Annotated in this window: 23 protein-coding genes and 1 tRNA gene; 9 read left to right on the top strand and 15 right to left on the bottom strand. The window is 55.9% G+C overall.

Annotated elements, in window-relative coordinates; genetic code table 11:
- Positions 1 to 168 precede the first annotated feature (168 nt).
- Complete coding sequence (locus AC1RNA_RS00425; RefSeq protein ID WP_492949857.1) at positions 169 to 1212, bottom strand: RluA family pseudouridine synthase; 1044 nt, start codon at positions 1210 to 1212, stop codon at positions 169 to 171.
- Here AC1RNA_RS00425 and AC1RNA_RS00420 point away from each other — a divergent pair.
- The 3 genes from AC1RNA_RS00420 (at position 1211) to AC1RNA_RS00410 (ending at position 3602) form a co-directional block, all read left to right on the top strand.
- A complete protein-coding gene (locus AC1RNA_RS00420; protein WP_492949856.1) occupies positions 1211 to 1546 on the top strand; it encodes a hypothetical protein in 336 nt (111 codons plus the stop codon). The two genes, AC1RNA_RS00425 and AC1RNA_RS00420, sit on opposite strands and share 2 nt — an antisense overlap.
- 62 nt (positions 1547 to 1608) lie before the next feature.
- Positions 1609 to 1683: transfer RNA gene (locus tag AC1RNA_RS00415), tRNA-Glu, on the top strand.
- Positions 1684 to 1781: 98 nt separating this feature from the next.
- The gene (locus tag AC1RNA_RS00410) at positions 1782 to 3602 is read left to right on the top strand and encodes a DUF6538 domain-containing protein (RefSeq protein WP_492949855.1); all 1821 of its coding nucleotides are present in this window, start codon (positions 1782 to 1784) and stop codon (positions 3600 to 3602) included.
- Positions 3603 to 3618: 16 nt separating this feature from the next.
- Here AC1RNA_RS00410 and AC1RNA_RS00405 read toward each other — a convergent pair whose 3' ends face one another.
- The gene (locus AC1RNA_RS00405) at positions 3619 to 4476 is read right to left on the bottom strand and encodes a hypothetical protein (protein WP_492949854.1); all 858 of its coding nucleotides are present in this window, start codon (positions 4474 to 4476) and stop codon (positions 3619 to 3621) included.
- A gap of 87 nt (positions 4477 to 4563) precedes the next feature.
- Here AC1RNA_RS00405 and AC1RNA_RS00400 point away from each other — a divergent pair, with 87 nt between their 5' ends.
- The gene (locus tag AC1RNA_RS00400) at positions 4564 to 4791 is read left to right on the top strand and encodes a helix-turn-helix domain-containing protein (RefSeq protein WP_492949853.1); all 228 of its coding nucleotides are present in this window, start codon (positions 4564 to 4566) and stop codon (positions 4789 to 4791) included.
- Positions 4792 to 5269: 478 nt separating this feature from the next.
- Here AC1RNA_RS00400 and AC1RNA_RS00395 read toward each other — a convergent pair whose 3' ends face one another.
- The 4 genes from AC1RNA_RS00395 to AC1RNA_RS00380 all read right to left on the bottom strand — a co-directional run bounded on the left by AC1RNA_RS00395 (position 5270) and on the right by AC1RNA_RS00380 (position 8729).
- Complete coding sequence (locus tag AC1RNA_RS00395; protein WP_492949852.1) at positions 5270 to 6553, bottom strand: hypothetical protein; 1284 nt, start codon at positions 6551 to 6553, stop codon at positions 5270 to 5272.
- A gap of 102 nt (positions 6554 to 6655) precedes the next feature.
- Complete coding sequence (locus AC1RNA_RS00390) at positions 6656 to 7420, bottom strand: hypothetical protein (RefSeq protein ID WP_492949851.1); 765 nt, start codon at positions 7418 to 7420, stop codon at positions 6656 to 6658.
- Positions 7410 to 7931, bottom strand: coding sequence for a hypothetical protein (locus AC1RNA_RS00385; RefSeq protein WP_492949850.1), 522 nt, complete (start codon positions 7929 to 7931; stop codon positions 7410 to 7412). Before AC1RNA_RS00385 ends, AC1RNA_RS00390 begins: the two co-directional genes overlap by 11 nt.
- 153 nt (positions 7932 to 8084) lie before the next feature.
- Positions 8085 to 8729: a recombinase family protein gene (locus AC1RNA_RS00380; protein WP_492949849.1), complete on the bottom strand. Its 645-nt coding sequence runs from the start codon at positions 8727 to 8729 to the stop codon at positions 8085 to 8087.
- A 383-nt stretch (positions 8730 to 9112) separates the two neighbouring features.
- Between AC1RNA_RS00380 and AC1RNA_RS00375 the strand changes: the two genes are divergently transcribed.
- Positions 9113 to 9616 (top strand): very short patch repair endonuclease, encoded by a 504-nt coding sequence (locus tag AC1RNA_RS00375; RefSeq protein ID WP_492949848.1) that lies wholly within the window; start codon positions 9113 to 9115, stop codon positions 9614 to 9616.
- 63 nt (positions 9617 to 9679) lie between these two features.
- On the top strand, positions 9680 to 11008 hold the full coding sequence (locus AC1RNA_RS00370; protein WP_492949847.1) for a DNA cytosine methyltransferase: 1329 nt from the start codon (positions 9680 to 9682) through the stop codon (positions 11006 to 11008).
- Here the strand turns inward: AC1RNA_RS00370 and AC1RNA_RS00365 are convergent.
- Positions 10984 to 11901 carry a hypothetical protein gene (locus tag AC1RNA_RS00365; protein ID WP_492949846.1) on the bottom strand — a complete coding sequence of 306 codons (918 nt, stop codon included), beginning with the start codon at positions 11899 to 11901 and terminating at the stop codon, positions 10984 to 10986. The two genes, AC1RNA_RS00370 and AC1RNA_RS00365, sit on opposite strands and share 25 nt — an antisense overlap.
- Positions 11902 to 12059: 158 nt before the next feature.
- Between AC1RNA_RS00365 and AC1RNA_RS00360 the strand changes: the two genes are divergently transcribed.
- From AC1RNA_RS00360 to AC1RNA_RS00350, 3 genes are read left to right on the top strand one after another with little or no spacing between them, the layout of a single operon-like run.
- On the top strand, positions 12060 to 13469 hold the full coding sequence (locus AC1RNA_RS00360) for an ATP-binding protein (protein ID WP_492949845.1): 1410 nt from the start codon (positions 12060 to 12062) through the stop codon (positions 13467 to 13469).
- Entirely contained in the window at positions 13466 to 14512 is a 1047-nt protein-coding gene (locus tag AC1RNA_RS00355) for an O-methyltransferase (RefSeq protein ID WP_492949844.1), read from the top strand. The genes AC1RNA_RS00360 and AC1RNA_RS00355 overlap by 4 nt, the downstream gene beginning before the upstream one ends.
- A gap of 29 nt (positions 14513 to 14541) precedes the next feature.
- On the top strand, positions 14542 to 15339 hold the full coding sequence (locus AC1RNA_RS00350) for a hypothetical protein (RefSeq protein WP_492949843.1): 798 nt from the start codon (positions 14542 to 14544) through the stop codon (positions 15337 to 15339).
- Positions 15340 to 15378: 39 nt separating this feature from the next.
- Here AC1RNA_RS00350 and AC1RNA_RS00345 read toward each other — a convergent pair whose 3' ends face one another.
- The 8 genes from AC1RNA_RS00345 to ccoO all read right to left on the bottom strand — a co-directional run bounded on the left by AC1RNA_RS00345 (position 15379) and on the right by ccoO (position 21815).
- Complete coding sequence (locus tag AC1RNA_RS00345) at positions 15379 to 16230, bottom strand: DUF3800 domain-containing protein (protein WP_492949842.1); 852 nt, start codon at positions 16228 to 16230, stop codon at positions 15379 to 15381.
- A gap of 219 nt (positions 16231 to 16449) precedes the next feature.
- A complete protein-coding gene (gene ccoS / locus AC1RNA_RS00340; protein WP_009340005.1) occupies positions 16450 to 16602 on the bottom strand; it encodes a cbb3-type cytochrome oxidase assembly protein CcoS in 153 nt (50 codons plus the stop codon).
- Positions 16602 to 18854, bottom strand: coding sequence for a heavy metal translocating P-type ATPase (locus AC1RNA_RS00335; protein WP_492949841.1), 2253 nt, complete (start codon positions 18852 to 18854; stop codon positions 16602 to 16604). The genes ccoS and AC1RNA_RS00335 overlap by 1 nt, the downstream gene beginning before the upstream one ends.
- 83 nt (positions 18855 to 18937) lie before the next feature.
- The gene (locus tag AC1RNA_RS00330) at positions 18938 to 19747 is read right to left on the bottom strand and encodes a DUF2189 domain-containing protein (RefSeq protein ID WP_009340007.1); all 810 of its coding nucleotides are present in this window, start codon (positions 19745 to 19747) and stop codon (positions 18938 to 18940) included.
- A 12-nt stretch (positions 19748 to 19759) separates the two neighbouring features.
- Positions 19760 to 19930 (bottom strand): hypothetical protein, encoded by a 171-nt coding sequence (locus tag AC1RNA_RS00325; protein ID WP_245258176.1) that lies wholly within the window; start codon positions 19928 to 19930, stop codon positions 19760 to 19762.
- Between the two features lie 74 nt (positions 19931 to 20004).
- Positions 20005 to 20886 carry a cytochrome-c oxidase, cbb3-type subunit III gene (gene ccoP / locus AC1RNA_RS00320; protein ID WP_009340009.1) on the bottom strand — a complete coding sequence of 294 codons (882 nt, stop codon included), beginning with the start codon at positions 20884 to 20886 and terminating at the stop codon, positions 20005 to 20007.
- 6 nt (positions 20887 to 20892) lie between these two features.
- Entirely contained in the window at positions 20893 to 21081 is a 189-nt protein-coding gene (locus AC1RNA_RS00315; protein ID WP_009340010.1) for a cbb3-type cytochrome c oxidase subunit 3, read from the bottom strand.
- Positions 21078 to 21815: a cytochrome-c oxidase, cbb3-type subunit II gene (gene ccoO / locus AC1RNA_RS00310; protein WP_492951151.1), complete on the bottom strand. Its 738-nt coding sequence runs from the start codon at positions 21813 to 21815 to the stop codon at positions 21078 to 21080. Before ccoO ends, AC1RNA_RS00315 begins: the two co-directional genes overlap by 4 nt.
- Positions 21816 to 21821: the final 6 nt, after the last annotated feature.

Genomic DNA, 21821 nt, shown 5'->3' with positions numbered 1-21821 from the left:
GCTGCTTTGTCAAAGCCAGCGGAGCTGCAATGTTCCGCGACGGGACATCTCCGTCACGCAGGTGCAGCATACCCGAGGGGAGCGAAAAGGGGAAGAACAAAACGGGGTCACGAAGCCGTGACGCCTGTTAAATGTATGTAACCTTGGAGCTTTTTCAATCGATCTGCGTCAAGGCGCCGCGCGCAGGGCGCTCTGCAAGAGAACCAAATCCTCCGGCAACCCCGACTGCCAGTCCATTATTTCTCCTGTGGCCGGGTGTTCGATCTGGAGGAGATAGGCATGGAGGGCCTGTCTGCCCAGAGCCGCCACCGCCGTTTTTGCCGGAGTGCCTAACTGGTTGGCTTTGGTGCGGAAGCCCGAACCATAGACGTCGTCGCCGATCAAGGGGTGGCCCGCATGGCCGAGATGGACCCGGATCTGATGGGTCCGCCCGGTCTCGAGCTGGCAGGCGAGCAGGGCGGCGAGCGGCTTGCCGTCCCGCCCCTCGAAGCTCTCAAGCATCTCCCAATGAGTGACGGCGTGCCGGCCGCCTTGCCGGACCGCCATTTTCTCCCGTGCGAAGGGATGGCGGTCGATCGGTTGGTCGATGGTCCCGTGCGACCGTGAGGGTGCTCCCCAGACGAATGCCATGTAGCCGCGCCGCAGCGCTCCAGTGCGGCCGTGGTCAGCGAACTGCGCCGTGAGCGACTGGTGCGCGCGATCGTTCTTCGCCACCACCATCAGCCCGGTGGTGTCCTTGTCGAGCCGGTGCACGATGCCGGGGCGTTTGACGCCGCCGATGCCGGAAAGGCTTGTGCCGCAATGGGCAATGAGAGCGTTGACCAGCGTGCCGGTCTCATGCCCTGCCGCTGGATGCACCACGAGTCCCTTCGGCTTGTTGAGCACGAGGAGGTCGTCATCTTCGTAGACGATATTGAGCGGAATGTTTTCGCCTTCCGGCTCGGGGGCGACGGCAGGTGGAACCTCGACGATGATCGTCTCGTCCGCCTTGACCTGATAGGCGGGGTCCTGAACCGGGGCGCCGCCGATGCTGACATGGCCGGCCACGATCAGGGCCTTTAGCCGGGTGCGCGAGAGGTCCTCGACCTGCTCGGCGAGCACGCGGTCGAGCCGCTGCGATTGGCCTGGCGATTTGCCCGCAGCCCCGGCTGTGATAATGCGGCGTTCGCCGGTACTTTCCGCACCCTGGTGATTTGAAGAAGACCCTTGCATGACTGAACATGTAGCTGCCGAACTGACGCCTGAACAGGCCGCCATGATGGCGCGGCTCAAGCGCCTGATGCTGATCGCGGGCCTGACCACGGCTCTCGGGATCGGGGCGGTATTCATCGCCATCGGCTACAAGCTGTTTCGTGGTGAAGGTGCGACTAAAGCGGCCACCGAAGCCACGATCATGGTGCCCAGGGGCAGCCGGATCGTCTCCACGGCGGCGCTGGAGGACCGGATCGCGGTGACGCTGGATATCGGCGGGGCCACCGAAATCCGCACTTATGATGCCAAAACCTTCAAATTGCTGGGCCGGGCGCGGTTCGCGACCGAGCCTTAAGGTTTATTGCCTGGTTTCGCACCTTGCGATTTGCGCCCGTGGCGGCTATCCCTTGCCCCAACGCTCCCTTCGTCTAGCGGTTAGGACGCGGCCCTCTCAAGGCTGAAACAGGGGTTCGATTCCCCTAGGGAGCGCCAAAAATTTCTAAGCCATTGAAAAGCTGAAAACTCTAAGCAATCATAAGCTTAGAGAGGCCGCCTTGCTACACAACCGTAGCCCACAAAGGTGGTCCACAATGGCGGCTTTGAGTTACATGCAGCGACGGGTGTCAGGGACCTACGAGTTTCGCAAGAGGCTGCCTGAGGCGCTGGCCGGGAAGCCCGTACCCGCTCATATGCGCGATACATTTGCGGATCTCATCAACCCGAAAACGCATTGCTTTAAGCGCGAGCTTGTTCGATCCCTCTCAACGAAGGACCTGAAGGAGGCAAAGACGCGTGACCATCAGGAGGCTTTGAAGGCGACCCAGTTGTTCGACGCTGCCGTGAACGCGCTCGCTCCTCCCGCCGTCGCGGTGCAGCCGGTAGTCTTCGATCTCAAGCAACTTGGTGATGATGTCTTTGCGGGCCTTCTCTCGGACGATGAAGCCGAGCGGACGGAAGGTGATGACAGGCGGCATCTTCAAACGCCAGAGGAACGAGCCCAATGGCCGCACCTCGTAGACGTGCCGCTAAGTTTCCAGATGGGAATGTCTGACGATCATGCTTATGCCTACGGTGAATTGCTGCCGGTGTTTGAGGACGAGTTTCGCGCTGCATATGCCCGGCGAGACCCGAAGATTGTCTATCCTGAGACCAACATCGCGCTGAAACGGCGTGGCATCTACCTTAGTAAATCGTCGCCGGAGTTTCAAAAGGCTGCACTGGTGGTCCTTGAAGCTCATGTGCGGGCCTATGATGCGATGGGTAAGCGCCAGCGTGGCGAGATCATTCCGACTCCGGTAGTGGCTGAGCGGTCCAGCGACGAGTTGGGGCCTAAGCTCTCCGAGGCGCTGTCGTCGTGGGCTGCCGGTGGTTTGGCCCACAATGCCAAGAAGCCCAATGCCAACACCGTGACAGAGGCAGAGCAAGCCGTCCGATATTTCCAGGAGCTCCACGGTGATTTGCGGCTTGGCGAAATTACCCGCGAGAAAGCCCGAGAGTTTCGTGATGCTGTTGCCAAGGTGCCAGCGTCATTACCGCGCACTCTTCGAAAATTGCCTTTGCGGGAGTTGCTAAAGCGGGACCTTACGGGATTCAAGCCGCGGTCAGCAGCCACCGTGAATAAGATTATGCAGGTTCTTGGCGGGATCACCTCGCGGGCAGAGCGTGAGGGATTTCTCGACAAAGTACCGAGCTTCGTGAATCCGTTTGGCAAAGCCATCCGGTTTTCCATCGATAATCACGAGACGCAGCGTAAGCATTTCGAGAAGTCCGACCTCAAGGCAATATTCACGTCGCCGGTTTACGCGAAGAATGAAAGGCCTGCCGGTGGCAGTGGCGAAGCGGCCTTCTGGTTTCCGCTGATCGGTTTGCTATCCGGTATGCGCCTCGATGAAATCGCTCAGTTGCGGATATGCGATCTTCGGCAGGATGAAGATACACGGCGATGGTACTTCGACATCGGGCGCACGGGTGGACGTTCGACGAAAACCAGTTCGTCTATCCGGCATGTACCGCTCCATCGTGAGCTTAAACGGATCGGCCTGTTGAAATACAGGGAGTCACTCCTAAAGGGCGGTGCCAGCTTGGAGGACCCACTATGGCCTGAGGTTAAGGCAGAGGGTGAGCGGACGCGCTCATCGGCATGGTCGAAGTGGTTTGGCCGGTATCTGCGCTCGGCGTGCAGTGTAGAGGAGACTACTAAGGTCTTCCATTCCTTCCGGCATACCTTCAAACGGATGACCCGTGACGCGGGCATCGAGGAGGAAACGCACGACGCTCTTACAGGTCACAGCGGTGCCGGTGGCGTTGGCCGTTCGTATGGTAGAGGTTTCTCGTTGAAGCCGCTGGCGAAGGCGATGGATGACGTAAAGGCCCCGATAGACCTATCGAGGCTAACTTGGCGAACGCGCTGAGCGGTCCGCTTCTTACTCAATGCAGATGTGCGGTTTCATTTTTGAATGCCTCGCGTTCGCGCCGAATAGCCTGCATATCGGAGGAAACAAGGTCCGACCAAGGTAAGTATTTGCCGAGCGCTTCTCCCATTTCCTCAATCGGCGTATTTTTAACGTTCTCAAGAGGTGGTGTAATCGGAGTTGGTCCTACGCCATCTTGAAAGAATGAAAGAGCCGACCACAGACTCTCAACAGCGTCACGGTGCTCATCCGTTTTTGCGCTAACCCACATATATTTGAATATTTCAATCATCTGCTTCTTGTTTACCGGAAGCCAAGATGAATCGATAATTTCCCCGGAATGTTTTTTTATGAGACTTGTATAAGCGTCCAATATTTGAGGCATGTTTTTGTTGAGTCGGTCCACCTCCGATTGCGGAATATCTCGGGAGCCGCGAACAGATTGGTCATTTCGGTTGGCGCTCAATCTGTATGGAGCAGCAGTTGCTTCATCAATCTGATACTGCCATCCGCTGATCTTCCTGACACGTTCGTAAAAGTCGGGATCAATCATCGCGGCATCCAGCACGTTCTCAGTGTTTCCTTGTTGGTTCGCCTTGCTGATGACGATGGCACCGATAATGCCAACGATGAACCACCACCAATGCGAAGTGAATGACAGGTAGCTTCCATAAGCTGCAACGCTGAGAGCAACGAGGCGCCAGAACGTATGTGCCGCTGAGGCAGTTGTTTTCTTGGAGCCAACCCGTGCGGCCGAGATTTGTGCTGCCAAGTTGTTGTCAATTCCAAGATTGAGATGACCCGATTTTCGGAGGCTCACCATCTGGTCGTATGAGAGGCTGACGGTTCGGCAATCGAGAATAATTTTAGGCATCAGTTGCTCCAAGGCTATCCAAATGCTGCAATAGATGTGCACTATAATGCGTCGCATTAGATTGCAACAAGTTGTCGCTTTAAGCCCATGTCTGAGGACGTGCGGCGATTGGTGGGAAGCAACGTAAAGAGGCTGCGAGTAGCGGCGGGAATCACGCAGGCGGAGCTTGCCGATCTCGTCGGTGTGGACCGGGCCTATATAAGCGGGCTTGAACAGGGAAGCCGGAACGCGACCATCGTAAGCCTCTGGCATGTGGCTCAGGCGCTGGACGCGCCGATTCGGGCCTTATTCGATGAAGGCAAGAAGTCCCGCTAACAGTATGTAGGCTCGTAGCCGAATTTCGCCCGATGTCTGCCCGGTCACTTCGAGCATGAAATAAGGCCGCCGTTGAGGCGCACGCTATGCCAGTCTTTGAAGGCTTCCTTTGCGGGGGTGACGATCCCGCTTGTTCTCTCTCCTTCTTGACGGTGCTCCTTAGAGGGCCTTGGTGTGGCCTCAGAGGGGGCCGTAGAGGATAGCCGCTGAGGTGGTGATGATCCGTTCGGCCTCTACCTTCTCCCGGCTCTCCTTGAAGGACACATGATGGAGGGCTGAGAGGTCCTTAGAGGAGACGATGATGTTAGGCCTACTCACCATCCCTGCATCCTTGAATGGGCTGCCTTTGAGGTGGTCTGTGATAGGTGCTGCTTACTCCATCATCACCGTAGAGGTGGAGCCTAAGGTTACTTCTTTAAGGCAACCCAATTTGGTTTCTCCTCCTAGTACACTAGAGGAGGCTTAAGGGCGGAAATGCCTATTTTACGGGGCTAAATTCCACCTTTACAAACGCGCGAGGCTGCCCGGTGTGAAGGCGAAACACATCCTCCATCGCGGTCTTGGCGGTTTTGGCGTGCGGTTTCGCCACGAGCACGGCATCATGGAGCGGCAACGCCACGACGCCCTTTTCAAAAAGATGCGTGACCACGGTAATCAGCATCTCGCTTTCCATGAACATCAACTGGAAGCCCACGCCGGTTCCGAACAGAGGGGCAACCGGCTGGTGCTTTTGTTCTAGGAGTGCCACAGCCTGCCGGAGCTTCATGCCGGGAAAAAGTTTGCTGCACTCGCGCGGCCAACGCTTCAAGGTCCCTCGTGTGAATAGTAGAGCATTGAGGAGCAGCTTCCAGCCATCGCGTCCGGTACCGTCTCCCGTTACATCGTAAAGGTCTCCGGTCGGCTGCGGTGCTTGAGCACGGGCATAGGCGAGACGGGGAAAGAGTTGCTGGTAGTCCACGTCCGCCACCGGCTTGCCGCCAATGCGTACCCGCCGGAAGCGATCTTTACGCGGCATTGTCATCCAAAACCCGCCCGCGAGCCTGCCGCCCTGTTGCCAACTCTCGTTGTTAAACGTCCTGCGAACCGTCCGCCGATAGGTTGCGATGATCTCGCCATCGTCGCCGAGCCGGGCCGAGGAGCGAGCGCCTGCCAGTTCAATGTCGGCTTTGAGGAGGAAATCGTTGAGCCGCTTGACTTGATTGCGGAGCCGCCGTGTTTTCTGGCTGTCGCGGTAATTCACCAAGGCCGCCTTATCGTCGTCGTCCTTACTCTTTTTTAGGATGAGGACCTCCGGCTCCTGCTCACGGCGGAAGGACTCGGTTGCCACGATGGGAAAGTACTTCCCGAACCCGGTGGCTGTTTTGAAAAGGGACGGGGCTTTGGCTGTCTTTGAGTAGTGGTAGCCCTTCTGGATGCGTTTAAGGAGCTTCAAGCGCTCCATCAGAGCAAGCAAACTGCGGAAGTGCTCGCCGTAGACTGGACTGCGATAACGGCTCGTTCCCCACATCAGGTCACTGCCGAGCGGAGCAGCGAGCGCAGCATCGGCGTCAATGAGGCCAAGCAGGAGCAGATTGCAGACCACGGCCTCGACGGCGAGAGCGAATTTGCGCCGGTCGTGATCCTTACGGGCGCGGGAGCGGAGACCGAGTTTGGATTCCTTCGCGAGCAGATGCCGTGTGAAGTGTTTGACCGCTTCCATTAGCTCCGGTGTCCTCGCCCGCAACTGTGGATCGAACCGCATGTGCTGTTTGGTTTGAGTCATTGTCCCAAGCATCCGTGCTCGAAGTGACCGGGCTCATGCCCCAACATGTGCGTACCGTATTGCGGCAACCTGATATGACGAGCGAGAGGCATCCGCTTTAAATTATCCGAGGCCTGCCGTCCTCAGTGCGGGATGGCGTCCGTATCGTTTCACCTTCAGGGCGAGAACGGCGGAGAGGTGTTTTTCCACCACCCATTCGCACGGCTGCTCGGCGGCCCTGCCGATCAATCTCAGAACCGGTCCAGACGAGCGGGGAAAGGCATGGAGTTCGATCTTTTGGGAACGGCCTTTTTTCTGGTCTTGAAGCTCCCAAACGCGATGGTAGCCGCTCGCTAAACGATGCAGGGCCTTTGCGATTTGGACCATGCGAAACTCTTTGGTCCGGTGTGAGCCGGGGTCCTCCTCAATCAGCGCCGTGACGGCCAGCACGATGGCGACGAACCGCTCCGGCTTGACGCCCGTGACACGAAGCCGCGCCAAGGCGATCCGCGCCCGTCTCGTGGCCGACATGCCTTTCAATCGCGTGGCAATCTCCGTGGGGCCAGCTTCTTCAAGGAGCAACGCAATGTCGTTGAGCGCCTGTTTGATGAACCGATCGGATTTCGCCCGGAGTCCAACGTATGAGGTGGCAGCGGAAATATACGGCTTGAGTTCGGCGGCACTGTACGTCCCATGCCAATGCGATCCGTGCCGGGCCTTGTGCTCGACGTGCTTACGGCAATGGAAGGCCGCGAGTCCGATGCCAGCCGCCCGCATGGTGGGATTACGGCAGCCGAGAATTGCGCATCGGTCCTGGGCAAATTTTGACAGGGCAAGATTCTTTACGCGGTCCGACAATCGCCGTTTCGGCTTTGAGTTATATGCCATGCGGAGAATCTAACTCGGGTAAAACAATTGTTGGCTCAATCGGAGTGGTAGAGAAACGAAATGCGCGATCATCAAAAAGCAGATCATCCAACTTCCGATCAATCAGAGAAAGCTCCTGATTTTCCTCCTCGTTGAGTGCCATACGAATTCCGACATCGGCTTCGACAACACGAAACGCAACGCTTTGCCACCGAGCCTCATCCTCCTGCATCGGCTTTTTGGGGATGCCTGCTTGTTGGGCCAACCTTCGAGAGCGGGCCATATCCAGCCGTTGTCGTATATATTCTGTGCGGAATATTGCTTCGACCCTAACGGAGGCATCCGCCAACTCGATTGCAGAAAGTGCGCAATCCAGAGCAATCATCTGCGCATTCACCTTTTGATTGCCAAACCAACCAGCCGCAAAAATAATTTCTCCAAACCAATGGATACGAATCCCGAAATTGGTTCTGCTGTACTTTTTAAATATCGAAATAAAAACTCGAACTTTGTCGGGCGAATTGTCACTCAATGGTCCCTGCTCCACGGTATGCCTAATCGCAAAATTACCTGCGATATGGAGTTCAAAAGGTCATTTTTCAATATCAGATGTTGAAAAGCGAGTGCATGCCGTCTTGAGTTTTAACCCTGCTTTCGTGGTGGAAGTTTAGTGTCTTCGCGGGCGTTAGGTGTTCATCTGACAAGCATGGCGAGATGCCTTGCCGTCCCTGATCCGCAGCACTGTCCCCACACCTACCTCAAGGTCACGAGCAATGCGGCGCACCCCGACCCCCTCACTGAGCAAGGTGCGGATGGTGTCTGCCTTGCCTGCACCTGTCGCCTCTATGCTGGGCCGTCCGAGCTTGGTGCCGTCTGCCTTGGCTCTGGCAAGACCGGCGATAACCCTCTCGCGGATCATGGAGCGCTCGAACTCAGCGAACACCCCAAGCATCTGAAACATGGCGCGGCCTGATGGGGTGGACGTGTCGAGACCCTGCTGATGCAAGAACAGGTCAACGCCTTTGGCATGAAGGTCCTTCAGCACGTCCAGCAGGTCTGTTAGGGAGCGGCCTAGGCGATCAACCGACCATGCTGCCACCATGTTCACCTCACGCCGGGCGACGGCCTTCATGAGTCCATCAAGGCCGGGCCGGTGGTCGCGCCCCTTGGCTCCCGATATGCCTGCATCCTCATAGATGGCCACCACGAGCCAGCCGTGCCGCTCTGCGACTGCCTCAAGCTCCCGCCGTTGGTTGCTGGTGTGCTGATCGTCGGTACTAACCCGGATGTAGAGGGCGACATGTTTTTGCAGGAAGGAGCGCGAGTGCATTTTCGTTTCCTCGAAGGAGCAACGAAGATGATTCTGAATCCCGCGAGTCCGAAAAGCAATGATTACGGAACACTCAGATACGATGCGTTCGAACCAGCAAAATCAGATACTTCTGGAGCGCAAATTTCAGGAGGATTTCGGAACATATGCGCCGGTGCTAGCCTTGAGCAGTTATGCTGTTCGCTATGAGAAGCCAGCAGGGCCAAGTTCGCTGAGGGGTACGGGGGGAGAATCCGAAAACCGATGCGCGATGTGGCGTCTCGCATTTATGACCCCACCGATAACTCGCCGCCTCCAACTGGTATCACATGTAGACCTTCTAAACTTTGTCCGGGGCATAATGACGCTTGATTCGAGTCACTAGCGTTTGGAACCGAAGTTTGGTGCCAAATGTTCGCCACGCCCTGACTGGCGCTAGGCCTTTTTTGGTCGCCTCAAATAACTATCTATATGAGGTATTCCATTCACCGAGAGCTGCGGTGGCTGATACTCGCACCCCCGAACAACGACGCAGAATCATGCAAGCGGTCCGAGCCAAAAATACTGGTCCGGAGCTGGTGGTGCGCCGGTTGCTTCATCGGGCCGGTTACCGCTATCGGTTGCATCCTTCTGAGCTTCCTGGAAAACCTGACATGGTCTTTCCATCTCGGAAGAAAGCAATCTTCATCCATGGGTGCTTCTGGCATGGGCATGGGTGTTCCAAAGGACGACCACCGAAATCAAGGGTCGACTTTTGGGAAATGAAATTGGCAAGGAACCGAGAGCGGGATGCGGAACGGCTCGTCCAGCTGAAGTCTCTAGGCTGGAGGGCACTTGTGGTTTGGCAGTGCGAACTGAAAAATCTAGAGGAATTATCGGAACGCCTAATGATTTTTTTGGATGATTGAGTGATTTCGATCGACTTGGCATTTCAAATCGGCTAATGCTCTTCTCACTTAAGGGGAAATAGCATGGCAAGGCCGTTGGGAATTGATCTCTTCGCTGGTGCGGGAGGGATGTCTCTTGGATTCGAGCAGGCAGGCTTTGATATAGTTGCCGCTGTCGAAATTGATCCCATACATGCCTCGGTCCACGAATTCAATTTTCCAAAGTGTGCGACCATTCCGCGATCCGTTTCGGAATTGACTGGTGCCGATATTAGGCGAATAGCGGGGATTGGTACTCGGCCGGTTGACGTAGTTTTTGGTGGAGCGCCCTGCCAAGGTTTTAGCTTGATAGGGCAAAGAGCCCTTGAAGATCCTCGCAACTCCTTGGTGAGGGACTTTGTACGCATCGTTACGGAGCTCAAGGCTCGATATTTTGTATTTGAGAACGTGAAGGGTCTCACCATTGGGCGACATCGGGAGTTTCTCGATGAACTTATCTGTGCGTTCACGCAGGCTGGTTATTCCATTCGGCTACCCTGGAAGGTTTTAAACGCTTCTTCGTTCGGAGTTCCGCAGAATCGAGAGCGGCTAATTTTGATGGGGGCTCGGCGAGGCCAAAAGCTACCCGAATATCCTAGCGAATTGACCCGAGCCGCTGGCTTTTCCAAGAAAGTTGTTGGGCTGCCCGAAGGTCCCACATGCGAGGATGCATTAGCGGATTTGCCAAATGCAGAGGATTTTGAAGAACTTTCGTTCGGCGATTCGGTTTCCCTTCGTAGATGGCCCCAAGTTCGTTCCGCCTACGCAAGAAAATTGCACGGGTTAGATAACGATAGCTACTACTATGGATATGCGCGGGACTGGCGCCCCTTACTGTTAACCTCCAGCCTTAGAACGGAGCACACCGACATCAGTCGACGGAGGTTCAGAGCGACGCCCGGCGGCGAAGTCGAACCAATTTCAAGGTTCTTCAAACTTCATCGTGGGGGAGTGTCGAATACGTTACGGGCTGGTACCGATGCATCAAGAGGCGCGTTTACGAGCCCACGACCTTTGCACTATGACTTTGCGCGTTGCATCACGGTAAGGGAAATGGCGCGGCTCCATAGCTTCCCAGATTGGTTTCGGTTGCACCAGACTAAATGGCATGGTGCTAGACAGATCGGGAATGCCGTCCCTCCATTGCTTGCCATGTACGTAGCGAAGTCGATCATCCGTGCTCTAGGAATTCGGCCGACCCGTCCGAAATCTATAATTGCGCTTGGTGATCCAGAATTGTTGAGACTCGATATGGCGGAAGCGGCTCGATATTGGGGAGTGTCATCACCTATTGGGAAACGCAACAAAAAGAGCGGCGTCAAGAAACGGAGCCAAGCAGAGATTGAAAGTCAGCTTTTTTCGGCCGGCGCTTGATGTGCTCGACGTGAGGTTTTCTTATTCTTATGACCGATTCCCGGTACGGGCGGCATAAGCGTGTAAAGCGCCTCAGAAGCCAACTTTAATTCAGGTAGCTGATCTTCCGGAAGGTCAGACATCGCTAGTGTCCAAGGCGCAAACTCGACTATATACACGCGACTTTGCTCCATGGCTTTTATTGCTAAGGGAATAATGAGATCAATATCAAGCCCGGCAAGTCGAACGGATCGACTGGCTGCGACTATCTGTTCGACGATCTGATGATCAAGAATGCGTTGGCCTTCTTGTTTCGCTTCGCAAGTTATGAGCGCCTTAGTGGCATTGCCATCTTCATCTCGAAGGTGTGCCAAGAATAAGCTATCGATTTCCGATGAGCCTAATTTAACGCCCGTTTGCAGGTGCCCCACCTCGACAACCTTTTGCGCGGAATTTATCGCCAAGTGCATCTGAATCAACCGAAGCTCCACAGCGACCTGAACTAACCAGGATTCATCCTGCCGACCGAGGCTTCGCTTCGCGAGTGAAAGACTTACTGCCTCCACAGGCACGGGCACTAAGTGAGTGCTCGGCATGTACTTGTTAGGGAATGCCTCGAATTGTCCTTCTAAAAAATCGACAAACTCGAAAACACGTCGTCCGCTCGGACGCTGACGAGCGCCGATTTTCATTGTAGTCAGACGTGGCGGCCAGTGATCGCTGGCTTTATCACCTCGAACCACGTCCTTCATAAAGTTAGCTGGATTACCGGTTGATAACTTTAGGCCGAATTTTGCGTTGCAGTGCACGATGGCTTTAACGACGTCGTCTCTATCAACAACGCGCCTGCCTGCTCCTTCTTCCAGAAGGAGGTCCCAAAGATAATCAATAACTGGCGTCTTTTCGGATGGCATCGAAGCCCTTGTGAGAAAGCATGCCTGGATCTGACCGCGAGCTGATAATGAACCCAGTTTTCTGAGTCATTCTCTCAAATACTCAGATTCTACCGGTCGTTGCAACGACGAGTAGAGTTCGTCTAGCTTATGGCGGGCTAAGAAGGGGCTAAAATCCAATGGCACGCAAACCAGTTTCAGCATCCCCTACGAAAAAGTTTTTTGTGGAGATGCTTACTCGCGATATTGAGCTCGCAGACGCAATTCTTGATCTCTTGGATAACTGCATCGACGGCATACTCAGATCAACTAAGGGTAGCCGTAAGCAAAAGCCGTACGCTGGCTTCTACGCTTCTATTACAGCAACGAAAGATGTTTTTGAAATCCGAGATAATTGCGGGGGGATACCGGAAGCTCGAGTACCATATGCTTTTCGCATTGGGCGCGAATCGGACGAAGTTAAAGAAGATATTGAATCGATAGGTGTTTATGGAGTTGGTATGAAGCGGGCCATCTTCAAGATGGGGCGCGACTGCGTAATTACAACACGGAATTCTGAAACAAGTTTTTCGGTACCAATCAATGCGGCATGGATGGCCAACGATACGGACTGGCTCTTACCCGTTACAGAGCCAGAGGTCTCTCTATCGGAACCGGGTACAGCTATCAGAATTTCGAAACTATTGAAGTCAGTTCAAACTGAGTTTGATCCCGATGCCTCGTCGTTTCTTAACGATCTGAAGAAGCGGATATCTTCCTTTTTTTCCTTCATTCTCGATAAGGGATTCGAAGTTACAGTAAATGGTTCACGGGTCGAGGCATCAGATTTTTCTCTCCTATTTCCAAACAGGATTCCTAAAAAAGATAATCCAATAATAAGCCCATATGTTCTGGAAGCAAAAATTGGAGATGTTCAAGTTGAGGCGATGATCGGATTCTATCGCCCCCTTGCCAAAGAAAACGAAGTCGAGGGGGAAAATTTACGCCCGCGCTCGCGAGACGAGGCGGGAATTTCGGTCGCCTGCAACGACAGAGTGGTTTTGTATAAAGACAAATCCAGATTGGTCGGTTGGGGGACGCGTGGGGTGCCTTCGTTCCACAATCAGTTCATTTGCATTTCTGGAATCATATTTTTTAAGAGCAAAGATACAGCTCAGTTGCCTCTTACAACTACCAAGCACGGGCTTGATACGGGATCAGATGTCTACCTTGCAGTGCTGGAACTAATCGCCGTTGCGTTGAAGAAGTACACTACTTTCACGAATAAGTGGAAAGGCAATGAGGCGGCAACAAACGAGTTTTTCGATGCAACGAGCCCTGTGGCGATCCATGACATGATCGCGGATGTTCCTCCGGAAAAATTAGAGCGAGTGCCTCGGATGTCTGAGTATGGTGACGTCCGAGAGTGGAGGCCAGATCTTCCGCTACCTAAGTCAGAGTCAACAAACAAACGTATCGTATTTGCGCGTCCGATTTCTCGCGTAAGAACCGTCTCTCGGTATCTTTATGGAACACCCGACGTGTCAGCATCTGATGTTGGTGCGATGTGCTTTGATCGGGTACATGCAGAGGCTGGGAAGCGCAAATGAGTGGCGAAAACGTTCCGTATCATCTTCGCCTGAACAAGTTCATAGAGCGCGAATTGTTTTTCGAGCTGCTAGGAATGTTGAAGCCTGGAGTAGCGGGCCAGAATATGTCCCGGTATTGCTATGCTTCAATGGGAGGAAGATTTCTCGAAGACCTTAAACTCGCGCATTACAAGCTCGGCATAAGGCGCCTTTTCTGTATTGAAAAAGATAAAACAACATACGGAAGGCAGTTATTTAATAAGCCTCTATCTTGGATTGAGTGTTTACCTGAATCTAGCGAGGACTTCATAACTGACTTTGGTCAGCTTTGTGCAAGCGTCGGATATCCCAATTTTATTGTTTGGCTCGATTACGCTAAGGCAAACAAGCGTGGAAGTCAGCTGACTGAGTTTCAGTCACTGATAACGCAGATGTCGGATTACGATATCGTCAAAATCACACTTAACGCCGATATAAAAACTTTGATGGGACGTCCATTACAGCCCGCTGAGTCGGAAGATGAGGAAGAAGTGAATTCTGACGTGCTGGGACAAATTAGAGCTGAAGCTTTCGAGAGACTTTCTAACCAAATGGGGCAGCGAATGCCGGCAGGTTTTGGGGTGGGGGATATGAACCAAGACGGCTTGCCTAGGCTTCTATTAGAGGCGGTGAGGAATTCGGCGGTTGATGGGATGTCAGGTCGTCCACGGTCACGCATCGTTCCGCTTGTGATCAATAAATATTCTGACGGTCATCAGATGCTTACTGTGACGGCGATTATTCTACCGACAGTGGGCGAAAATGAATTTTTCGAGCGAACACGGTTGTCGAGCTGGCCATTTTTCTCTTCCAGTTGGACGGATATCAGAAGTATCTCGGTTCCGGACCTTTCAATCAGAGAGAAGATTGAGATCGACCAAAGGCTCGGCAAAACGCCGCTTGCTAAAATACACCGTGATCTGCCTTTTAAGTTGGATAAGAACAGAGAAAAGTCGCTCGAGATTTTGAGAAACTATTCTGTTCACTATGAAAGATATCCAACTTTTGGTCGCTATCAAGCTTAGATCGTTGTCGCAGGGCGTCGAGGTAGCTAATGCCGCTGGTTCTCGCAGAGAATGAATTCACTGAATCGGGAATAAAATATGCCAATGAGACTGGGATGCTCTACCAGTTTCCTCGACAGTACAGAAAGCTTATTCAGCCGGGAGAACAATTCATCTATTACCGCGGTCGAAAGAAAAGCCGAGGGCGCCAGGTCCCTGTTTATTTTGGATGTGGAATTATCGGCGATGTTAAAGAGGACGAGTCTCATCAAGGCAGATTTCAATGCGAAATTCTTCAATATTTTCGTTTTGATATTGGTGTGCCGTTTAAGTCGGGTACGGGAGTATACTTGGAGAGTGGTGGGAGCCGTCGCGGCTATTTTCAGCCCGGTGTGCGGCGTATCACAGTGCAAGAGCACGCATTGATCCTAGACGCGGCGGGTAGGACACGATCCGAGATTCGGGTGGTCCAGCGTGGTCGTGCTGAAGCCGTTTCACGCATGGCTAAAATGGCGGAACGAACGACTAAACAGGCAAACGGCCAAACAATAGAAAGAACTATAAAGAAAAAAGACCTGTGCCTGGACTTCGACAAGCTCTCAGCTCACATCGATGAATTGATCGACAGACAAAAGGGCCGGTGTGCTTTATCTGGCTTGTTTCTCCATTATGATGAAGCTGAAGCAGACGATGAGCTCCGATGTTCTTTAGATAGAATCGATAGTAGTGGTCACTATGCGATCGGGAATTTGCAAGTTGTTTGCAGGTTTTTGAATAGATGGAAAAATGACGATAGTGATCGCGAGTTTCGTCGGCTTCTTAAAATATTGATGGCTACCGGAAGCTAGGCGGGAGCATCATGTACTAGTCGAATGTTACCGACGCAATCACTCTTTAAGGCCGTATCGCTGTCGCCATCGATCCCGGTGACTGGCTTGGCACTCAGACAGAATGGCGTGAGCATTCTCTTCTTCGGCCCCGAGAGATTCGACTAACGTTGTTCGATAAACCCGCTTGTGTATTTTTTCGTAGCAAGCAGCAAAAAATTGCTTTGCCTCAATAGGCCAATGTTCTCGATAACCCGCTTCGCATTCTAAAAACTTTCGGGTTAGAAATATTATTAGATCAGATATTTGGATTAATGGGTGCCTGGTTGAATCAACGGGATAGCTGAATTCAACAATTCGCTTGAGCTGCCTAACCTGCGGCACCTGATATCTTCTATAATTAGTTAGACGATCAATCTCAGATTGAAACATCTCTTTATGGTCCAGGATAATCATTCCCCGAGCAGTTACCCCCAACTGCCCACGTACATACTTTTCAATGTAGGTGATGAGATAGTTGAAGCCCAGAAGATAGGGAATTTTGCAATTGATCGCAGCGTGGTCATTTTGCAATGTGGACGCCAGTAACTTAGGCTTGTCTATAGCGACTATGTGAATTGCATGTTTCCGCTCAGCAACTAGATCGAGAAGAACGTGGGCGAATTTATTGCGCTCCTCTCGAGTTCGGCCAGTAAACGGACCACTTGCGGACGCCAGCTCGTGAGCATGAAGCTCGAACCCCTCCGGAACGGTGCCGTGAAAAAAATTGGAGAATGCTGAGTTCACAGCATCGGTGGTCTTTCGCCAACCTTCATCAGTAACACTTAAGCCGCCGATGACGAGAATTGGTTGCTCAGCGTTAGTCAAATCTGCGCCGGTGCAGCCCGTTTCATCTAAATAAAAGAAGTGCATGTGACCGCCGAAATCAAAGCAAATGAAACGCCAAATGGTAATGTAATTTTTGACGTCCGTACGTTTGTAATTAAAGGGGCCTAGATCCTACTGCCATATGATGCTACACATGGCTTATCGGCTGCCGTAATAATGCAATAATTTCAATGGTCTGCTATGTTGCTTGGTGTTTCCCCTAGGGAGCGCCATTCTTCATAAAAATCACGATGTTTGCCGCGCCTACAGCGGCACGTCCTTGTCGTCGAGCAGGATGCGCTCGGCCGCGCCGTTGAGGTCGTCATACTGCCCGTTGCCAAGCGCCCACATGAAGGCGCCGAGGCCTGCAAGGCCGAGCAGCAGCGCGACAGGAACGAGAAACAGAAAATCGTCCATCACGCATGCTCCACGATATTCAGGGGAAGGGGCTTCGTTGCGGTGGTTTCGGGTGTGGTTCGCCCGCGACGGCCGCCAAGTCGCAGCGCGTTGGCAATGACGATGATCGAGGATGACGACATCGCAATCGCCGCGACCAGAGGTGTCACATATCCCATGATCGCGACCGGCACCGCGATCAGATTGTAGCCGACCGCAAGGACAAGGTTCTGCCGGACGAGCTTCGCGGCGTCGCGCGCGATGCCGATGGCCTGCGGCACGGCGTCCAGATTTTCGTGCAGGAATACAAGGTCGGCGGCGTTGCGCCCGATATCGGCTGCGGTCGCGGGCGCCATTGACGCGTGGGCGGCCGCGAGCGCGGGCGCGTCGTTCAATCCGTCGCCGACCATCAGGACCTTGCGGCCGCTTGTCTCGATGTCGCGGATGCGGGCCACCTTGCCGGCAGGCAGCATCCCGGCGGAATACCGAAGATCGAGTTCGCGCGCGATCCGGCCCACGGCGGCGTCATGGTCTCCCGACAGAATTTCGATATCGAAATTTCGCCTGAGGGTGGCGAGTGCGTCGTGCGTGCCGGCGCGCAGGCGATCCTCGAACTGGAAGCGCGCGAGCGCTGTGCCGTCTTTCGCGAGCACAAGTCCGGCGCCGTCGGTGGCGGAATCGGACAGCGCCCAATTGGCGCGGCCGAGGCGATAAAGATGCGGGCCGATCCGCGCTTCCAGCCCGCAGCCCGGATGCTCGGTGATGGCATCCGGCTCGATGGTGTGCATGGGGGAGGCGCAGGCAGCTTCAATGGCGCGCGAATAGGGGTGACGGGAGTGGCCCGCGATGGCGGCGGCGATTTGCAATGCCTCGGCATCGATGGCGGCGGGATCGATGAGGCGCGGCATGCCGGAGGTCAGCGTGCCGGTCTTGTCGAACACGATGGCGTCGATCTCCGCGAGCCGCTCCAGCGCGCCGCCGTCCTTGAGCAGGATGCCGTTCTCGAACAGGCGGCGGGCCGCCATCACCTGCACCATCGGCACCGCGAGGCCGAGCGCGCAGGGGCAGGTGATGATCAGCACCGCGATCGCAATGGTGACGGCGCGGTGAAGGTCGCCGGTGGCGATCATCCAGCCGATGAAGGTGAGGAATGCCGTCGCGTGTACGACCGGCGCATAAAGTTGCGAGGCGCGATCGGCGATCCGGCGATAGTGCGAGCGGCCCGTCTCCGCCGCCTCCATCAGGCGCATCATGTCGGCGAGCGCCGAATCCTTCGCCGCAGCCGTGGCGATGAGCGTCAGCGGCCCGGTGAGGTTCAGCACGCCAGCCTGCAAGGATGTCCCCGGCGCGGCCGCAAGCGGCGCGCTTTCGCCGCTCAACAGCGCGCTGTCGATATCGGAATGCCCGGCAAGAACTTGCGCATCGACAGGGACGCGCTCACCAGCGGCAAGCAGGATCGTCATGCCCACGGCGATCTCGTTGACCGGCATGTAGACGCGGCTGCCATCGCCTTGCAGCACCAGCGCGCCGCGCGATGCAAGGTTGGCAAGGCCCTTGATCGCCGTGCGGGCCTTTTCCCGCATCAGATGGTCGAGCGTGCGGCCGATCAGCAGGAAGAACAGCAGCGTGACCGACGCATCGAAATAGGCATGCGAGCCATGGGTCGCGGTCTCGTACATGCTCATGCCGAAGGCAAGCAGCACGCCGATCGAGATCGGTACGTCCATGTTGGTGCGGCCGTGGCGCAGCGCGCGCCATGCCGAACGGAAGAACACGCGGCCGGAATAGGCGAGCGTGGGCAGCGCGATGGCGGCGGAGATCGCATGGAACAGGTCGCGCGTTGCGGGATCGGCGCCGGACCAGACCGACACCGACAGCAGCATGATGTTGCTTGCGGCGAAGCCTGCAACAGCCAGCGCGCGAATGAGTTCGCTGAAGGCGGTGTCCTTCACCTCCGCGCCCGCGTCGTAAACATGCGCCTCGTAGCCTGCGCGGCGCAGTGTCTCGATGAAAGGCGGCGGCGCGCCGTCGTGCCAGCGGATGGTCGCGCGCTTGGTCGAGAGATTGACGCGCGCGGTCTCGACACCGGGCAGGGCGACCAATGCGGTTTCGATGTTACGGATGCAGGCGCCGCAGTGAATGGAAGGGACGGAGAGATCGGTCTGGCGGATGCCGTCGCCGACAAGCCGGCTCGCCAGCAGGACTTCGCCGTCCTTGTTGATGTCGTTCGCGACGGTCAGCGCGATGCCTCCGGCGGAGGTGCAACACGTCATCGGCTTCTCCAGCATTCCCTCCGCGCCGGGTTCAGCGCGAAGGGCTTTCACGATCCGGCGACAGTGCCGCCGGGCAATTCAGGTCAGCTTGCCTTCGCGGCAGCCGGGGCAGCTTTCATCGCCTCATAGGCGTGCCAGGTGCCGTGCCCGAGCACCGGAAACACAATGATCAAACCGAGCAGGCCCGTGGCGAGGGACAAGAGGAACAGTCCCAGCACGATCGCGCCCCAGGTCAGCATCACCGGCAGGTTCTTGCCGACGAGTGCGAAGCTCGTTCCCATCGCGGTCAGCGCATCGACGCGCTGTTCGAGTTGCATGGGAATCGAGAACGCGCTGATGGCAAAGGAGAAGGACGCGAACAATGCGCCCACCGCGCTGCCGACGATCAGCATCGCCCATCCGACCGGCGTCGAGAACAGCATCGCGGCGACGTGGTCGAGGCCCGGGAAGGGCAGCAGCCCGAAGAACAGCGCATAGACGATGACGGCGGCGCGCATCCAGACCAGCATCAAAAGGCACAGCAGCACGCCGGTGAACAGGAGCTGCGCTCCCGCGGCGGGCCGGACGAAAATCATCTGCATCAGGCTGACGGGCTCGCCGCGCGCGATCTGCCGGCTCTTGGCGTAAGTCCCGATCGCGAGCAGCGGGCCAATCACCATGAATCCCGCAAGCGCGGGAAACAGGATGTAGTCCCGGCCGAACAGGAACAGGCCGTCGATGATCGCGAACGACAACAGAAAAATCAGTATGCCGTAAGCGATGCTCGGGCCGGGCACGGTGCAGAAATCCTGCCAGCCCTGCGCGAGCCACTTCAGTGCGGTCGCAGGCGGCAGATTGCGAGCCCAGCGGTTTTCGTGTGGCAGTGGCGGTACAACGACCGGAATGACGACCATATCAGCCCTCGTTTATTTCGGCGTGCAGGACGATTGCGCGGCGCTGAAGTTACCTTGCGCGGCGTTACCGTTGCCAAGTCTCAGATGGGATACGCAATCCGGTTGCGATGTCACGGCGACATACACAAAATGCCAGTTCGCGACGGCGAAGACGAGAATGATCGCGGCTGCGATGACCCACATCGTCAGACGGCCGCGGCGGCCAAGAGACCGTCCAGGAGACCGTCCAGGAGATTGTCCAAGTGACATGCCGGTGCTCATGGGTTCGGACTCCGCAGGTCGGTGATGTAAAGCGCGAGAATCTTGCGGTCGACATCCGAGAGCCGGCCTTCCCATGTCGGCATGTGGCCCTGCCGGCCGGCCCAGACGGTATCGGTAATCGTTTGCGCGTCGCCGCCGTAAATCCAGAACGCGTCGGTCAGGTCGGGCGCGCCGGCCTCATGGCTGCCCTTGGCGTTCTCGCCGTGGCAGGCGACACAATTTGCGGCGAAAACTTCCTTCCCGGCTGCGATCTTGTCAGCGGGAATGGTTTTGTCGCCGGGATGGGACAGGCTACGGACGAACGCAACGACATTGTCGATGTCGGCGCGTTTCAGGATGCCGTCACGCCCGAACGCGGGCATCTGCGAACTGCGGCTGTCCGGATGAGCGGAATTGATGCCGACGCGGATGGTCTGGGCGATCTCCTCGGGGCTTCCGCCCCACAGCCAGGATTGCGTGGTGAGGTTGGGATAACCTTTGTTGCCCTTGGCTTCGCGTCCGTGACAGGCGGCGCAATTGTCGCCGAACAGGGCCCGGCCGGATTCGCGCACCACTTCCATCAAGCGCGGATCCTTCTGGATTTCGGCAAAGCTCTTGCTCTCGATTTGCTTGGTCCAATGGGAGCGATCGAGCGCGGCCTGCTTCACCGACTGGACGACATCGGCGCGGACATCGTCGCCGAGCAATCCCTTGGTGTAGGTGGTGCCGACCGGCCAGGTCGGCATCAGCACCCAGTAGCCGAGAGAGAAAAGCGCGGTCGCGATCAGGAAGAAATAGATGATGCGCGGCACCGGCGTGTTCAGCTCGGTGATGCCGTTCCATTCATGGCCGGTGGAGAGATGCCCGGTATGAGGGTCGCGGATGAAATGGTCGCCCATGATCGTTTAACCCTTCTCCGAAGTCTTGGCGGGGCGGTCGTCGTCATCCTCGAGGATGGCGCGGCCCGCGTGCTCGAACTTTTTCTTGTTCGATGGCCAGTAAGCGTAGACGAGGACGGCTGCCGACAGCGCCAGCAGATAGAACAGCCCGTAGGATTTCGAGAACCAGACAAGGGAGCTGTGATCGAGGTTCATGGCCTTCCTCCCGCGTCAGCGACCGGCTTCTCGGTGACGTCGGTCAGGCGGCCGAGAATCTGCAGATAGGCAACGAGCGCATCCATCTCGGTCAGTTGATTGGGTTTGCCGTCGAAAGCCCGGACGTTGGTGTCCTTGCCGTAGCGCTTGGTCACGCCCTCGGCGTCGTTCGAATCCGGCGAGGCCTGCCCATAGGCGTCGGCCGCGGCATTGGCGATCATGTCGTCGGTATAGGGAACGCCGACGGTGCGCTGCGCTTTCAAATGGGCGCTGAGATCATCGGTCCGCAGTTCGGTGCGCGACAGCCAGGCGTAGGCCGGCATCACGGATTCCGGCACCACGTCGCGCGGGTTGTTGAGATGGGCGACCTGCCATTCGTCGGAATACTTGCCGCCGATGCGTGCAAGGTCCGGGCCGGTGCGCTTCGATCCCCACAGCATCGGGTGGTCGTACTTGGATTCGACCGCGAGCGAATAATGACCGTAGCGCTCGACCTCGTCCCGCAGGGTACGGATCATCTGCGAGTGGCAGGCATAGCAGCCCTCGCGGATGTAGATGTTGCGGCCCGCGAGTTCGAGCGGCGTGTAGACGCGCATGTTCGGTGCATCCTCCACCGTCTGGTGGATGGTGAACAGCGGCGCGATTTCGAACAGGCCGCCGATCGAGGCGACACCGACGATCATCAGCACGAGGCCGACCGACTTGCGTTCGAGACGATAGTGAAATCCAAACATCGACAT

The organism is Afipia sp. GW821-FHT14H12, assembly GCF_058803465.1.
The sequence above is the reverse complement of the archived record's forward strand: the minus strand, read 5'-3'. Positions and strand labels throughout refer to the sequence as shown.